Raw genomic sequence first — 17,952 nt, 5'->3', positions numbered from 1 at the left:
ATGCTGACCCTCCCGGTGATGAGCGTCGATTTCTGGGTCAACGCGACGTTCCTCGACGCCAACGCCAGCTTCTTCGTCATCGGCACCGTCGCCGCGATCGCCGGCTGGCACGGCAGGAAGAACCCGACCCGGACGAGCAAGAAGTGGAAGCACGTCGCCCGCTGGACGACCAACAACGCCTACCTGGCGGTCCTCGCCTCGATCCCGCTGATGGGCATCCAGCTCACCGAGCCTAACTACCACCTGGAACCGACCCAGTTCCTGCTGATCTGGAGCACCTACCTCGCCTGGACCGGCGAGTCGGTCTTCGCCATGTGGCACGACTACAAGACGTGGCGCGCGGAGCGGGCGAAGGCTGCCGCGCACAAGGCGCCCCAGGCTCAGGCGTTGTTCTGGGGCAAGGCGTCCGCCGCGTCGCTCGGCACCTACGGCATCGTCTACCTGCTGACCAGTGCTCCGGTGCTCGCCTCCACCACCGGGGCACTCGGCGGGACCCTCGCGCTGCTGATGTGGGTCATCAACCGCAACGCTCCCCCGGGCGCCCGCGTCACCCCGCGCTCCGCCGTCAAGGCACTGGTCAGCCCGAAGGGAATCACGGCTGTCAGCTACGCGGCGGCCACGGCGGCCGTCGCGACCACGATCGGGCTCGGTCCCATCCCCGGCTACGTCCTGGTCGGCGCCCTCATCTCCTTCGCGGACCGGGGCATCACCAACGTGGTCATCCAGCGGCTCACCAATCTGCCCGACTGGATCAAGGCCGTGCTGCTGACCAACGTCGCGGTGACCTGGATGGTCAATCTCAGCCTGCACCTGCCCGCCGCATTCCACGGAGGGATCGCGGGCCTGGATGCGGGCCTGTTCGCGGCAGCCGAATCGTTGTTCCTCATCGGCGCGGTCCCCGCCGCGAAGAACGCCATCATCAAGGCGCTGCCCACCGGATTCACCGACCGCCACGACATCCGGGAGCACACTCCTGACAACCAGTTCACCCGATGGGCCGGTTGGCTGTCCGTCCCGACCATCACGGTCGCGGCCGGAGTGCTCGGCTACACCTTCTTCTCGTTCGCCAGCCCCTGGTACGTCCTCATCCCGATCGGTATGTTCGCCGCGTTCATCGCCACCCGCGGCCAGTCCCATCGGGCGCTGCTCCCCGCCGCGGCCTGGTTCATCGGCGCCTCCGTCGTCGCCGTCGTGAGCGTCGGCGGTCACCAGTGGAATGTAATCACGGCTCCGGTGCACGCCCTGCCGATCGTCGTGCTGACCGGGGCGTTCCTGTACCTGACGCAGACGAAGCTGGCCGGCACCCCGGCCGGTGAGTGGCTCGCCGCCTCCCGGCTCGGCAGGCGGATCGCCGATCGCCACGGCGACTGGCTGCTGAAGCCGTGGACCGGTTGGAAGAGCGGCGCCTTCCTCAACGCACCGAACACCGGTGGCCTCGCACTCGCCTCCTACGGCCTGATCCGTCTGTGGATGGAGCACCTGCCCGTCGCGGTCCCCACGACGATCGCGCTCGGCACCGCCGTGATGATCCTGCGCGCGATCAACCGACGAGCCGGGCCGGCCGGACCTGCCGGCCCGGGTGCGCCACGCGGTCCGGCTGGACCGTCCACGCCGGACGCCAACGGACATGGCCACGACGAGGGTGAGCCTTCGGCGTTCGACGGCACGCCCGCCTCCGACCAGGCGGCCCGCCTGCGTGCCGCCAAGGCTGCCTGGATCTCGCTGGGCATCATGGGTGCGGCCAGTGGCATCCAGCTGTGGCTCGGGGCGATCTCGCACTCCCCGCTGGTGACCGCGGACGGTTACCACAACCTGTTCGACCTGCTGCCAGGGTTGCTGGCCATCGCGGGCGCGCGGATCGCCTCGACGCGGTTCGACCAGTTCGCCAACCGGGTGATCGGCCTGGCGATCCTCGGCTCCGGTCTGGTCCTCGGCTACGAGGCGCTCACCGCAGGCAGCGTCGATCTGGCCGGTCCGGTGTGGCTGCCGGTGGTCGCGGGTGTGGTCAGCATCGCCGGCAACCTCGGCACGGTCGCGCTGTTCCGCAACATTCCGGGGAAGGTCGGCGAGGCCAACCTCGAGCACGCCATCGGCGACGCGATCGGCTCCGGCATGGTCATCGTCGGTGGCCTGGTCGCCCTGCTCGGCATCCCCGCCGCCACCTCACTCACCGCCACCGTCGGCACCGTGTTCATCTCCGGCGTGATCGCGCTGATGGGCCTCGGGGTCATCACCGACCGCGACATCGACCTGCTGGAGCTACGGCACCCGCGCGACTGGCTGACCCAGGTCGACGGCGCGACCCTCGACGTGATCGACCTGGTGCTCGGCGCCGTGCTGCACCCGGTCGTGCACGTACGCAACGCGCTCGCCGAGATGGCTCGCTGGCTCACCGACTACCGGGTCCACCGGGTGTTCGCCGCCGACGACGCGATCGCGCTGCCGGTCACCGACCAGCGCCTGCCCGCGAACCTGGACACGCGGCTCACCGGCAGCGAACGCTTCGTCGTCGTCAACGGCGCGGTCGTGCGGGTGTGGAGCGTGTGGGCGAGCGCCCCCCGCATCAACCCGCTCACCGCCACCCCGGCGGAGCGCACGGCGATGCTGGCGCGGGCCGCGCGGGAGAGCGACCTCGCTGACCATCACACCGCCCGGCTGCTCGCCGTCAGCCGCTCCTCCCTCACCGCGTTGCACGTCGCCCCCGGCGACCTCACCGACCGTCGTGCCGCGCTGCGCGCCGTCGCGGCCGGCGCGGTGACCGCGCTCGACGACGCGTCGAAGTTCAGCTGGGACGCCACCAGGCTCGCGCGGGCGGGCATGCTGCGCACCGAGCTGATCCGGCTCGGCGACGAGCTCGCCCTGCCGGCCGCCAAGACTGATGCGCTCACCGAACTCGACGACCTCGCCGACCGGCTGCACGTGGCTCTCACCACGCTGGAGGCGTTGCTGGCCGGCAACCCGGTGCGTGGCCCGCCGACCGTCTCCCGCCTCGGGAAGGTGCGCGCCTCGGTCAACGAGTGGCGCAACGGTGTCAGCTGGTCGCACCGGCTCGCGTTCATGGCAGCCGCCGCACTCGGATCGGCCACGCTGATGAGCCCGCTCTACAACACCAGGGTTCTCGTCGAAAAGGTCCCGGGCCTGTCCGCGGGTCCCTTGGCCGCCGCCACGCTCTCCGGGTTCGTCGTCGGCAGCATCGCCACGATCCTGACCGCGAGCAAGATCGGCGTCCGCACACTGTTGACGATCGCGTTCGTCGGCTCCGTCGTCGGATACGGCATCTATGCACTGGACATCGGCGCGATCAGCGCGCTGACCGCCGGGTTCGTCCTCGGCACGACCGCCAGCGCCTGGCCGAAGCTGTTCGACCTCATGAGCCGGTGGGTCGGCGCCACCGGAGCCCGGCGCGATGCGGACTTCGCGCGCGGCGGGACCGACAAGCGGGTGATCCTGAAGGACGGCCTGGTCGGCTTCGTGATGCTGGGCCTGACGTTCCTGGCCCCGAACGTGCTGCAGATCCAGACCGGGCTGCTGGAGCACTCGCTGCGCTACACCGCGCTGCTCAGCGCCCCCGCGATGGCCGTCGCCGGTGTCGTCGTGCTGACGATCATGCCGGACGCTGCTGCGGAGACCAGTGACACGAAAGAGGGTGCGCTCGCCGGCATCCGACGGGTCCTCGGCATCCGGACCGTGCTGACCGTCGTGCTCCTGTCCGGACTCGTCCAGATGGCCATCGCACCGCTGGACGCCTTCCTCGAGGCGGCGTTGACGCTGACCGGCGTCACCGGCTTCGAGGAGCTCGTCGCCGACTACGGCCTGGTGTTCGGCGGGCTCGTGCTCGCCGGTCTGTTCGTCGCGCTCGACCTGCTCAACCACAAGGCGGCCAAGGCGGGCACGAGCAGGCAGAGCTTCCTGGAGCGCTCCCCCCACACCTTCGTGTTCGGCGCGACCCTGCTCATGGCCGCCGGCGGCGTGCTACTCGCGGCCACCCAGTTCCTCGGCGGCGCCGGTCACGGCGTCACCTTCCAGGCGGTCAACGGCGAGGTCGCGTCCACCGCGGTCGCCATCGGCGGCAGCGCCGTACTGGCGAAGGTGTTCGCCGGGGAGGACGCCAAGAACGACCTGTACCTGGCACGCGCCGCGAAGGACCTCGGCGCGGCAGTCGGCAAGCTCGTCGTCGTACTGGCCTCGACCGGTCTGTGGGAGTTGGCAGAGTGGAGCGGCGTCGCACCGCTGATCGCGGCCGCGGGCCTCGCCGCCGTTCCGGTGGGCATGGCGCTGGTGAAGCGCCGGAACACCCCGTCCGCACCCGGCTCGGCGACCGAGGGCACCCCCGTGCGCGGGTCGCCCGAGTCCGAGACCGGCTCCTCGGCGCCGCGGCTGTTCAGCGCGGAGTGGCGCGAGGGTGCCTCGACGAGCCACCGCAGGATCTTCCAGTCGAACGCCGCGATCGGTGTGGGCACCGCGGTGGCCGGGCTCTACCTGACCCGGAAGCTCGGCCTGTCGGTCGGGCTGCCCTCGGACACGTTGTACGTCGGGGCGCTCGCCGGCAACGCGATCGGGGTCATCCTCTACGTGACGCTGTGGGACTACATCCCGGCGAGGGTCCGCGCAGCGGGCAGCGTCGCACTCAGCTCTGCCGCGTACGGAACGTTCGCGGTGGTCTCCGGGCCCACTTCCTACCAGGTCACCGCATTTGTTCTCGGGGTGCTCGCCTCGCCGTGGATTCAGCTGTTCTACCAGGTCGACGACTGGGCGAGGGCCAGCGCCGATGCCCGCCACGCGGCGGCCGACAAGGCGCGCAAGGCGGCCGAGGCGGCCGGCGAGTCCGTCACGAAGAAGATCAGCTGGAAGACCACGGCGATCGCGATGGTCGGGCTGGGACTCGCGGCGACCTTGGCCAGCCATCAGGTGCTGCAGAAGATCCTGCTCCCCTATGGCGTGGTCCCCGCGGTGCTGGCCACCTCGGTGGTCGGCCTGCTGATGGCGGTCGGGCTGTGGTTCACGACGCCGTCCGAGAAGATCACCCCGTTCACCCTCCGTGCGTGGGCCGATGAGGCCTTCATCGGCCCGCTCCGGGCGCTGAAGAACCCGTTCGTGCTGGCGACGATGGGGGTCTACTCGCTGTCGGCGATGATGCTCGGCTCGTTCGACGGGCTGTGGGACCCCGTCCTGAAGGAGACCGGCGCACCGAGCCTGCTGATCCTGCTGCTCAACTACGGGTTGATCGCGGGTGACGTGTTCATCGTGATGGTGGCGCTGGTGGGCGACTGGGTCACCGCCCGCAGCGGCACGGAGCGCGACTTCCTCGAGGAGAAGGCGAAGCCGTTCACCCTCGGCATGGCCATCGTCATGGCGTTCGGCGCGGCCAGCGTCTGGTTCAGCCAGAGCGTCCTCGGAGACCCGGCGATCGGGATCAGCATCAACGCGGTCGCCGGTGAGGCCGGGTCCGTCGGAATGATCATCGCGGTCGGCGCGCTGCTGAGGAACCAGATCACCGACGTCCTGCGGCGGCGGGAGGCGAACAACTTCCTGCAGGCGACCAAGGCGTTGTCGATGTGGTTGCTCGGCGCGCAGCTGTCCGCGCGCACCTTCGAGGGCCACACCTCAGGGCTGGCCGCCGGTTGGCAGGGCGTGTCCACCCAGATCGGGCTGGCCGGAGCCGGGATGCTCGCCATGGCGCTGGTCGTCTACTTCTGGGAGCCGCTGTCCAGGTTCGCCACCGGCGTGAAGAACAGGGTCACGGCCGCGCTGCACGCCCGTATCGGCAAGGGCAACGGCAGCACCCGTGGCCCGACCGGCACCGACGACCCGGAGGCGCCCACCTCGCCCGGGCACGGCGACCGGGGCAGCGTCTCGGTCTCGGCCCTCGCGCGGGTCACCACCCTGCTCAGCGCCGCCGTGGCCACCGCGTACCTGTTCGGCATGGCGCTGCCGATGCCGGTCCTCGGAGCGGCCTTGGTCGGTGTCCTCGTGGGCGGGGCCTCCTGGGTCGCCCTCGCGCTCCCGGCGAGCAGGTTCCAGCGCACCGCCGGCCTGGTCCAGCGCGCGGCGAACCTGTTCCAGCGCCGTGTCGAGGCGGCCCCTCGGCCCACGCCCGCCGTGCTCATTCGGCCCGGCCGGGGTGAGCACACGATCGCCGGCACCTGGCTGAGCATCGGCAGCGACGAGCACAACGACCTGGTCATCCGCGACGACCAGGGCGTCTCGGGCAAGCACGCGATGCTGAACTTCTCCGACGGTGCCTGGTATGTCGGCGACGTCGGTTCGGCAACGGGTGTCCGGGTCAACCAGATGCGGATCGACCGCGCCATCCGGCTGTACGACGGTGACACCCTCACCGTGGGCGCGACCAGCTTCCTGTTCCACTCCACCGGCCCGGCCCGGCCGACGACCCCGGTCGCCGCCGAGCTCGTCCCCCAGGGCGGGACCGCGCCCGTCGGGCTCACCGCCAACCCGTTCCGCATCGGGCGCGACCGGCTGCTCAACGACCTCGTGCTCGCTGACGACTACGGCGTCGAGAACCAGCACGCCGAGCTGCGCTTCCACAACGACAGCTGGTACGTCGCCGACTTCGTCCGCGAACCCGGCAACCCGACGCTGCACGAGAACCGTCCGATCACCGGATACACCCGGCTGACCGACGGTGACATGCTGACCTTCGGCGACACCGTGTTCCAGTTCCGGTTCACCGCGCCCGAGCCCACCCCGGCCGCGCTCACCAGCAACGACGGGCTGGCCAGCCACCGCATCACCGGCGACCGGGTGTTCCTCGGCCGGAGCGGGGACAACTGGCTGGTCCTGACCGACCCGATGGCGTCCCGCCATCACGCGGCGCTGCGGTTCCGCGACGGCTCCTGGTGGGCCAGCGACCTCGGTTCGGCCAACGGCTCCACACTCAACGGACGTCCGCTCACCCGGACCTACGTGCGGCTGAGCGACGGCGACAAGCTGAGGTTCGGCACGACCACCTACGTCTTCCGCGACCTGCGCCCGGAGGCGATGGAAGCCTGGGCCGCGCTCGCTCCCACCCTGGCCTGGTTCACCACCGGCGGATGGTGGCGCGGGTCGTCATACGTCATCACCGCGAAAACGCTGTTCATCGGCCGCGACCCGGAACGGGCACACCTGGTGTTCACCGACGAGCGGGTACCCGGGCAGCACGCGCGCCTGCGCTTCTACGCGGGCGCCTGGCACCTGACCGACCTCGGCTCCACGAACGGGACCAAGGTCAACGGTGACCGGATCACCGGGAGCACGCAGCTGCGTGACCGGGACAAGATCACCGTGGACGGGACGACACTCGTGTTCCACGTCAAGGCCGACAGCACACCCACCCGGGCACCGCCGGCCGATCCGTCACAGGATGGGCCGCGCGGTGGTCCGCTCTACGCCGGCGACTGGCTGGACGGCCGCGACGGGCAGCTGCGGGACCTGCTGGTGCGCCTGTGGCACACCGGCTACCTGGACCCGATCGCCCTCGGGGTGATCGACCTCGGGCTGTTCGACCACGCACGGTTCGACCCCGAGCTGCTGGCGCTGGCCCTCGAACGCGACGTCCGGCTGTTCACCTGGAACACCGACCAGGGCGATGCGGCCGCCGTACTGAACGCGCACGACATGGCCTGGGTGAACGACCCGGCCGCGCCGCTGCTGGCCTACAGCTGGGTGGACCCGCTGCAGTACCAGCTGATCGGCGACGGTGTCGTGCTGTTCCCCCGCTGGGTGCTGGAGCGTGCGGGAGAACACCAGCGCCGGGGTCTGCTGCCCAGTACCTGGCTCGCCGACGTCCTCGCCTACGAGCTGCGCTACCGCGTGCTGCGCGACGCGACCGTGACCGAGGAGGCACGGCTCGCGGCACGCGAGCAGCTGGTCGGGCAGTGGCTGCGGGCGGAGCACGCCGCGCAGGACGGCGACGTGACCGCGCAGGTCGACGTGGCAGCCGAGCTGGAGGGCCTGGACGCCGAACTTGCCGAGTTGCTGGCCGGCGGGGCCGGGGCAGGGTCGAGCTGGGACCGGTTGGCCGCGCTGCGTGCCGTCGCCACCGCTGCCGAGCTGGCCGACGTGGCCGAGGCGCTGCGGGTGCGCTTCGGTGAGAATCTGCGTCCCTGGATGAGGATGGTGGCCGCCGAGCGCGCGCTGAGCGCAACGAACGAGCACTGGCAGCTGGACCCGGCGACGTTGCGCCTGCTGGTCTCCGATGACCCGAGCTCCCCGGTGGGCGCGCTGGCCGAGGCGCTACGTGAACTGGTCGCGCTCGAGGACTCGGCGGCGGGCGTCGAGCTGCTCGACGAGCTCGGCAGGCTCGAGGACGCGCTGGAGGACAGCGTCACCCTGACCGATCCGAGCGAGTCCGAGACCCAGGTGGCAGACCGGCTGCGGCAGGCCTACGAGGCGGTCTCCGGCGACATCGAGGTCCAGGCGCTGTGGATGCGTGTGGGCTTCCTGCACGGGTCGCTGGTCCGGCGCCGAGCGACCGCATACTCCGATCTCGGTTCGACGAGCCTCGATGACCTGTCGGACGCGCGCGCCAAGCTCGACAAGGCGTTCAAGACCGCGTTGAACGCCTCGACGGAGAACCCGGTGTGGCAGGACACGGTCGCCGTCGCGGCCGAGCTGGGCTTCCTCATGATGAGTTCGGTTCAGGAGCTGGAGTCGTTGCGGCTGCACCGTGCACCGGTCGCGTCGGGCGAGGCCCTGGCCTACCTGTTGCGTGCACAGGCCAAGTTCCTGATGACCGAAGCCAGTCAGGTCGACCGGCAGCCCTGGTACATCGATCGGCCCCAGGAGGAACAGGCACACGATTTCCTGCGGCTGTACGACAACACCATCCGGGCGCTCACCGAGCTGCGGGACGCGCTCCGGCACGACCCGAACGCCCTGACCGTGATGCTGGAGGCGGCGGGCGAGGCGATCAGTGACGTCGTCTACGACACGCGGACCCTGGCCGACCCGCTCACCCCGGAACAGTTCGCCGGCGTCGTGATGGATCACTTCGCCTGGTGGGACCGGTCCGAGGCGCTGTTCATGTCCCAGGACGAGAACCCGGACAACGACCTCACGCAGCTGGACGCGCTGCTGTCCAGCCAGGTGGAGGAGCGCCACGAGCTGCTCACCGCCGGGCGCGAAGGCCTCGCCCGTGACCTGGGTATCTCGCCCGGCGAGCTCGACCGGCTCCTCGCCGACTACGACCGGGGCCCCGAGGGACGGCCCGGTTTCGGCTGGGGCGACGACCGGGGCAGCGCGCCCGCCGCCACGCTCGCCGGGGTGGCCGTGCTACTCAGCGCCGCCGCGCTGACCGCGGCCACGCTCGGCGCCGCCGTGCCGATGCCGGTGCTCGTCGCGGCCGCCGCCGTCGTCGGGGCGGGTGTGCTCGCCGGGCTCGTCAAGGCCGTCACCGCGCTGCCGGCGCGCTGGGTCTCCCGGATCGCGGTCGTACTGGTCGTCCTGGTACTGCTCAACCAGCCCGCCGACGCGCACGGCGTGGTCGGGCCGGTGCTCAGCGCCGGTGCGCTGCCGATCTTCGGCCGTTTCCCGGCCGCGCACCTCGCCGTTCTGCGCCGCACGCACGCGGTCGCGCTGGACGGGCTGGAGAAGAAGGACGGCGGCGACTTCGGTCTCGCGCTCGCCGAGGTGGGCCGCCGGCTGGCTGGGCTCGCGGGCGACCCGACCGGCCCGGTCAGGGTCCACACCACCGCCGTCGGGTCGCTCTGGGCCGCCGCCGGTCAGGTGGAGAACAACCTCGGCGCGCTGCGGACCCTGCTGGACGACCCGAACCTCGACGCCACCGAGCGCCTGCGTCTCGACGGCAGGGTCGCCCAGCTCACCGAGCAGCTCAACGGACTCAACACCCAGATCTACGGGCTGTGGCTCAACGAGGACCCGCGCCGCGCGTTCGCCGTCGAAGGCTGGGACGCTCTCGACGCGGACGTCCGCCGAGGGTTCGCCGCCGCCTACGCCCTGGTGGTGAACAGCGGACCGGGCGTGTACCTGCACGACAAGACCAAGAACGCGCGGGTCCGGATCCTGCCCGACGCCGCGTTCGAGGCCGCCTGGCGGGCCCACGGTGAGACCAGGGGCGTCCCGACGGCCTTCGCCAGCCCCCGCGCCGGGCTGATGGTCTTCCGTGAGTCGTCGTTCCGGATCGGCGACCGGCCCGGTCTCGAGCACGACTCGCTGGTGATCGAGTCCGCCGGCGCGCTGGTGCACGAGTGGATGCATCTCGCCGACACCACACGCAACCGCACGCAGGGCGAACGCAACGCCTTCTGGGTCCAGCGCCTGCTCACCCAGGTCGCCGACCACCGCGCCGCCCTCGCCTACCTGGGAGACCACCAGAACGGCGCCACCCGCAGCGACCGGGACTACCTGGCACGGCAGCGCTACCTGGTGGCGTTCTGGGACGAGCTGGTACGGACCTGGCGTCCCGCCGACCAGGCACCGGGCACGTTCCCGTTGCCGTCCTACTACGACACCCTCGGGACCGGCCCGTTCGCGATGGCCGGATCGGACGAGCCGGTGGAGCTGATCCCCGGCGGTGGGCTGTTCTCGTCCCCGCGCGCGACACTGGCGGCGGGCGGGCCGTTCTTCAAGAAGAAGACGCAGGGGAGGGACGCCGGCGGGCTCGGGATCGGCATCGAACGGCCGTCCGGCCGGGTGGTCTCGCTCGACTATCGGGAGACCGAGGCAGCGGCCGCCGCCACGTGGGAGCTGGTCGAGCAGCAGCACCCGACACCCAGGGTCGTGAAGCACGAGGTCCAGCACTACCGGCACCGCTACCGGCTGCCCGGGCTCGGCGAGCTCTTCCAGACCCTGCAGTGGGGCACCGGTGCACGGCACATCGACCTGGTGCGCTACGCCGAGGTGGACCAGTACGGCAAGTGGGCGGCGTTCAACGACACGCAGGTGCCCGACACCCGGGCGCGGTCGATGCTGCCCGCGGTGTTCCAGGGCGCGTTGCGCCGCAACGCCGGCGACACCAGGCCGGACGCGGACGCACACCTGACCATCCACCTCTCGCTGGTGCTGGTCAACCACCTGCTCAGCCAACCGAACCAAACTCGTTCGCTGTCCGAGCTGGTTGCCGAGCTGGCCGGGGACACCGGTGACCGGGTGCTGTCGGACACCCCGGAGAACACGCTGCGCCGCGCGGTCGCCCAGCACCCGAGGCTGCGCCTCACCACCGTCCGCCGTACCGACGGCACCACCGACACCGTGGTGTGGCTGGTGCCGATCGAGCCGGTCGGCGGCCCGACGCCGAAGCTCGCCGTGGGCGAGACCGCGACCCGGACGTGGCCAGAGCCCGACGACAGCCTGCTGATCCGCGACGAGGGGCTCGGCGCGACGATCCACAAGGCGTTCCGGCTGTTCCTGGAACTCACCGGCGAGCAGACCATGGACCCGACGACGCGCGCCAACCTCGAACGGCTGATGCCCTGGGTCATGGCGCACAGCTACTGGTCACAGACCAGCACCAGCTTCGTGCAGTGGAACGGTGACCAGCCTGACTCGGATCTGCCTGACCTGCGGTTCTGGGTTTCCCGCTCGGCGCTGGACATGTTCACCCGCGACGTGCTCGACACGTTCGACCTGCTCGAGGCACCGGTCAGCAGGGAGGAGGCAGCCGAGTACGGCCTGCTGTTCCTGGTGTGGCACGAAATGGCCCACGTGCTGCAGCACGCGTACGGGCTGGGTTCGGAGAACGCGCTCCACCAGCTCGCGCTGGATTCCTTCGCGGCCGGGTTGTCGGTGCCGCTCGCCATCCCGACCGGCGGCCTCACGACCTCGCTCCAGCTGGAGACCGAGCGGTTCGCCGAGGGGCTCGCCGCACTGTTGCTGGAGCGGCACATCAACCGCACCAGAGACGACCTGACGCCCCGGCAGCGGTACTTCCTGCCGGACCTGCAGCGGTCCGCGTTCGCCGACAGCACCTACAGCGGGCTCGCCGAGGCGCACCTCGGTGGTCCGACGAGCAACAGCCCGGAGCTACCCGGCTACCTGTACTTCCACAACCACCCCGCGACGTCGGCGATCCTGGCGCTGCAACCGGGCAGGGTGGTTCGCGCCGGGCGGTGGACGACCGGGCAGCTGGCCGGTACCAGGCCCGAGCTGGCGCTGCTCACCGCCGCCGAGGCGTTGACCGACGACTACCCCGTCGACCCCCAGTTCTGGTTCCAGGCCCGCGACATGCTCGACGCGATGATCGAGATTCCGGCCGAGTCGAGGACCTGGCTGCACCAGCAGCTGCTCGCCCAGCTGCTGCGGCTCGCGGATGGCACCGCGGGCCCGGAAGCGGTCAAGGCCATGCCCGCCGGGCTCACCTCGGCGCTGCGCGGTCAGCGCGGCGGCGGGGTGCTGAGCACCTTCTGGTCGCGGACCGACGGGACCGGGCAGCTCGCGCTGCTGCTGCTCGCCGCCGAGTTCGGCCCCAGGGAGTGGCCGGTGTGGCTGCTGGAGATGCCGGCGAAGGCCCGTACCTCCGCGCAGATGCTCACCATGGCCCGCTGGGCGATCGACCGGCAGAACCAGCTGCGCTACCACACCGCGCTGGACAAGCTGCTGCGCAACCTACCCGCGAAGTCGCGCACCGGCTTCCTGCTCGGCTGGCTCGACCTGGCGAGCGCACTCACCGAGTTCGGTCCCCGGTTCATCGCGCGCAACGCGGAGCGCGAGATCATCCGGGCGCTGTTCATGCTGGACATCGGCATGACCAAGCTTCCGACGGCGGGGCAGGCCAAGGCGCTGTCGGCGTCGGCAGAGTGGGTGCGCTCGGAAGCCGGGCCCGCCGTACCCGCCGAACGGTCGAGTGTCGGCGGGTTCCTGGTGCGCGGCGGCATGCGGGAGCCGGGTGACGACCGCAGGTTCCGCCGGTTGCTGCCCGATCTGGTCAAGGTGGCGCGGGTGGCGGATGCGAGGTCGGCGACCGGTGAGCCGCTGAGCACCCCGACCGGTCTGCTGGACCTGTTCCTCGACGCCGAGCTCGCTCGTCCGCTGCTCGCCGAGGAAGGCCTGGAGTACCTGATCGAGGACATGGTCAGCCACGCGTGGACCCACGACCGGTTCGCCCCATTCGGTGCGCTCGTCAGCTTCGTCCACACCTCGGACGACCTCGTCGCGCTCACGCCGTACCTGCCGGAGGGCTTCTGGGGCCGGTTCACCGCGCACGAGCTCGGTCACCTCGATGAGACCTGGGAGCCCGGCTACAACGACGACGAGCACAACGACGACGCGGCGCGGCTGTTCGCCGACATCGACGCCGCACTGGAGAAGCGGCGCGCCGAGCCGCCGGTGCCCGCCGTCCTGATCCTCAGGCACGGCAAGCACCGGATGGAGCTACCGCTCACCGGTAGCCCGTCCACCCTGGGCAGGAACAGCCGAAACGACCTGGTGATCGCCGGAGACATGGGGGTCTCCGGCGAGCACGCTCAGCTGACCTGGACCTCCGGTGCCTGGCACCTCACCGACCTGGAATCCACCAACGGGACCAAGGTCAACCACGAGCGAATCACTCCGGGCGTGCCGTTCCGGCTCGCGCACGGCATGCAGATCACCGTCGGCACGACCAACCTGTTCGTCAACCTCGGCGGTATGCCGGTGGCCGAGACCCCGGTCCCGACACCCTCGGACGACCCGGCCCCGGAGTCGAGCACGCACCGGCCGTCGCACATCGAGTCGCGCACCGAATGGTCCGATCCGGTGGTCGCGGAGCTGGTCCGGCCCGGCGGGGAGATCGAAGTAGTGGCGGGTGACCCGTTCTTCATCGGGCGCGACGCGGAGCACAACGACCTGGTGCTCGCCGACGACTACTCGGTCGGTGACGAGCATGCGCGGCTGTTCTTCCTGAACGGCAGCTGGCACGTCCAGGACATGGATGCCACGAACCCGACGCTGGTGAACGGCAGGCCGATCAGCGCAACGACGGCGCTGCGCACCGGGGACAGGCTGACCTTCGGGAACACCGAGTTCACCTTCCGGCTCCAGGCTCCCGCTCCGGTGCCGCCCACCGCCGCCGCGATCGTCGCGCGTGGCGGTGGCCATCGGTGGGAGCCCCAGGGCAACCGGATGTCCATCGGCCGTCACGAGAGCAACGACCTGGTCGTCGCGGACTCGAAGGCGTCCGGCTTCCACGCGCTGCTGACCTTCTTCGCCGGTGCCTGGCACCTGGTCGACAGCGGTTCGATGAACGGCACCTGGGTCAACGGCGAGCGGATCACCCAGCCCCGGGCGCTGCGCGACGGCGACCAGCTCACCATCGGCGGTCGCGGCTACGTCTTCCGCGACCTGACCAGAACCGGTGAGCTGCGGGCCAGGCTCACCCCCAGCGATTCGCGCTCCAGGTCCACCTACCTAGTCGACGGGCCGATGGAGATCGGTGCCGACCTGAGCAACGACCCGAGGCTGCCCGGCGCCCCGGGTGTGGCCGCGTTCCACGCCTGGCTGAGCATCCGCGCCGGCGCCTGGTACCTCACCGGGTACGGCAGGCACGGTGACACCGGCATCCACGAGACCCTGGTCAACGGCGAGCGGATCGCCGAGGCCACCAGGCTCGGTGACGGCGACGTCATCACGATCGGCTCGGTCCAGTTCGTGTTCCGGCTCGGCCACGGCCCGCGCACCACCCGGGGCCCACCCACCGGCCGGTTCCCGTGGGGTGGGTTCACCGTTGCCGTCCTCGGTGGGCTGTTCGCCGTCCTCGCGCTGCGCCACGGTGGCGACGCCGCCGGGCCTGCGCTGGCCACCGCATTGGGCTGGTTGCCCGGCCGGAACGCACCGCGCGGGGAGGCTGTCCTGACGCTGGGCAAGGTCAGCCCCTCGGACCTGAACGCCTACCGGGACGCGGTCCGCGCGGCGGCCGAGGTGCCCTCGACAGCGCTGCCGGAGATTCCGGCGTCCGAGCCCAAGGCGGTGCGCGCCGCCCAGCTCCGGGTTGTCTCCTCCGCCGAGCTCATCGAGCGGTTGATCGCGGGCGGCCGGACCCCGGCCGAGGCCGAGCGGCTGGAGAACTCGGTGGGGCTCTATGCGATCGGGCGCACCGTCTACCTGACCAGCAGGCGTGCCTCTGAGCTCAACCAGCCGTACGGCCCGGGAGCGCGGAGCCGCGACTGGCTGGTGCGCGCGCTGCGCCTGGTGGTCACGCACACGCTCCAGAGCCTGCTCGGCCGCGACGAGCTGACCCCGGACGAAGAGGTCACCCGGCAGCAGCTGATCACCGAGATCCGGCGCTCCCGCCTGGCCGAGGCGCGCGAGTCGGAGCACTGGGCCTCACCGTTGGACACGCACCTGCGCTGGGCCCTCCCCGCGACGACGACGGTCGGCCCCGGCTCGGCGTCCACTCCGGGCCTGGCGACGTCGCATCCCGCGCTGCGCGTGGTGTCGGCGAGCGACCTGGTCGTCCGGCTACGCGACGTCTGGATCGCCACGTCCGCGACCGAGACAGCGGTCACCAGGCTGCTGCCCCGTCTGCTCGGGCAGACCGTGTACGTCACCGACGAGCTCGTCGCGGAGCTGAGTGCTCACGAGTCCGGCGCCGACCTGGCGGGCGACTGGCTCCACCGGGCCGCCACCACGCTGCTCGAACAGGGCGCCATGACGGCGCTCCTCGCCGAGCTGGACGCGGCGCGCACGCGGTTCACCGACTCTATGGTGCGGGTCCTGTTCACCCACGACGGCGACGTGCTGAGCGTCAATGCGGCGGTCGAGCAGCTCCTGGCGGGCCGCACGTTCCCGGCCGGGGCACACCAGATCGTGGCGGGCGGGCTGCGCACGGCGCTGACCGTCTCGGTGCTCGATGCGAAGTCCTCACCCCGCTACTCCCCCGCCGGGACACCGTCGCTGATCACGGACCACCGCGCCAACATCGCGCTGATCGACCTGAACTGGCTGGCCGACCCTCGGATCAGCGCGGACATCGTCGACGGCATGGCCGTGCTGTACGTGGGCGGCGCGGACACCGGCTACGCCATCACCGGTGACCTGCTCGGTGCCAACCGTGAACCGCTCACCGCCGCGGTCCGAATGCTGGTCGCCACGATCGAACAGTGGACCGGTGAGCGCCACACGGCGGACTCGACGCTGAGGCTGTTCGCCGACATCGTGGAGCACAGCCAGCCGCTGCCGGCCGGCTCCAGCGGGCTGGTCAACCGGTCGGTGCGCCGGGCGACGGTCCGCCGCTCGCCCACCGCGACCGCACCGGACACCTGGGAGCTGGTGGCCGTGCGCGGCAGCCGGGGCAACCGGCTGGTCGGGCTGTACCCGGTCGATGCCTTCACCGACGGAAACGGCGAGCAGGTCGAGGCGATCGGGCCGTTGGGCGACGACTCGGACCTGCTGGAGGCGTTCGGGCACCTGGCCGCCGTGTCCAGCGGCGGGGTTGTCCGCGGCAGCGGGCTGCACTTCGCCGACGATGTGTTCCTCACCTCGGCGGACGCGGTCCGAGGCGCGAAACGAAGCGATCTTCGCGTCGCCCGGTCGCTCACCCCGGAGCCGGTGCGCCAGATCGCGACGATGACCTGGAACGACGATTCCGCGATCGGGTTCGGGCTCTCGGCACTGCTCGCCGACGGCGGACGGGCCGACCATCGGGTCGCCGTCGCGGACCGGGTCCGGGTGGGCCAGCGGCTCTGGGTCGCCGGGCACCAGCGCGGCGCGTCGTGGGGGTACATGATGCTCGCGGCCGGACGGGTACTGGCCGTGGACGCGGCCGGGATCCGCATCGGGCTGGCCGGTGGGGTCGTGCTGCCGGACGGGTTCGTGTTCACCGACGACGGCGGGCTCGTCGGCGTCGTCATGCACGGCCGGGACGGCAACCGCGACAACATCCACGTCCGGGTGCTCACCCCTCGCCTGCTGGGCGAGGCGATGCAGCAGCTGCTGCCCCAGCTCGACCGGCAAGCCCCGGAGATCCGCAGCCACGCCAGCGCGCTGACCCACCCCTACACCCACGCCGAAGAGGTCGCGCTGCGTGCCGCGCTGCCCAAGGCCCGCCGGCTGGCGGCCAAGACGCTGGGCGAGCTGCCCGCGCGGGCCCAGGACCCGAGGGTGCGGATCGTGTCGGCGGAGGACCTCGAACGGCTCGTCGGCGAGAAGCTCGGGTCCGCCGAGCAGGCCTCCAGGTCGTCCACCAGCTGGGCGCCTACACGATGGGCACGACGCTCTACCTCACCGACCGTCGCCTCCACGAGGTCACCGGGCACATCGCCGATCGCCGACTGCCCGCGAACTGGCTGATCCAGCTGCTCGGAACGCTGCTCGACGCCCAGGTCGGTGTCCGCGAGCACGCCATTGAGCTGGTCGGCGAGCTGGTGCTCGCGCGCCAGGAGACCGCGACCACGATCGGCCACCTGTGGCCGGCGGAGAACGAGCAGCTGAGCCTCGACGACCTGGTCGAGCTGCTGGCTCCTGGTGTCATCGCCGGCGCCGACCGCAAGCACCGCGCCCTGGTGAGCCGGCAACGGCACGCGATCGTGCGCGAAGCTGTGCGGCTCTCGTCCTCCCTGAGCGTGAGCACCGAGGACCCGAGCCGGGTCGTGTTTGTCGACACCGCCGCGCGCGCACCGGTCGCGGTCGACCTGGCGCGAGCCGTCGACCCGAGCAGGGAGTTCACCCAGGCCCGCGCGGAGCTGCTACGGCTGATCGACACCGAGTTCTCCCTCGCCGACCAGGAGCGGCTCGCCGCGCTGGTCACCGACCACGACTACGCGAACAACACGTTCGTCGTCGCGGAAGTGGTGATCGACGGCACCGAGGAGTTCGGCGTCACGTACTCCCTCACGACCGCCGCGCTCGTCCGCCATCTCGGCGAGTTCGGCGAAGCGCACGGTGTGGTCCTGTCCGAGCCTCTGCTGCACACGGTCGCCACGCGCCAGATGTACTGGGGAGCCGTCGTCCGCTATCTGGAGGGCCTGAACGATCCGGCCGCGACTCGGCTGCGCGCGATCAGCACGAAGGCTCTGCGCG

Annotated in this window: 2 protein-coding genes (1 of these 2 running past the window's edge); both read left to right on the top strand. The window is 71.2% G+C overall.

What is annotated here, in order from left to right:
- Window positions 1-18 precede the first annotated feature (18 nt).
- Window positions 19-17,223: an FHA domain-containing protein gene (locus tag G406_RS0119705; RefSeq protein ID WP_156935000.1), complete on the top strand. Its 17,205-nt coding sequence runs from the start codon at window positions 19-21 to the stop codon at window positions 17,221-17,223.
- A protein-coding gene (locus G406_RS0119700) for a trypsin-like peptidase domain-containing protein (RefSeq protein WP_028935142.1) crosses the window boundary here: on the top strand, window positions 17,136-17,952 show its 5' portion. It continues 33,314 nt past the right edge of the window; only the first 817 of its 34,131 coding nucleotides appear in the window; its start codon is at window positions 17,136-17,138; its stop codon lies beyond the right edge, outside the window. The genes G406_RS0119705 and G406_RS0119700 overlap by 88 nt, the downstream gene beginning before the upstream one ends.

The sequence above is a fragment of the Actinospineispora spinosispora DSM 44797 genome, assembly GCF_000429025.1.
Classification (GTDB): Bacteria; Actinomycetota; Actinomycetes; order Mycobacteriales; family Pseudonocardiaceae; genus Pseudonocardia; species Pseudonocardia spinosispora.
The sequence above is the reverse complement of the archived record's forward strand: the minus strand, read 5'-3'. Positions and strand labels throughout refer to the sequence as shown.

What these genes read in the sequence shown, in the direction of transcription:
- G406_RS0119705 (WP_156935000.1), top strand. Translation starts at nt 19, where the DNA reads ATGAGCGTCGATTTCTGGGTCAACGCGACGTTCCTCGACGCCAACGCC.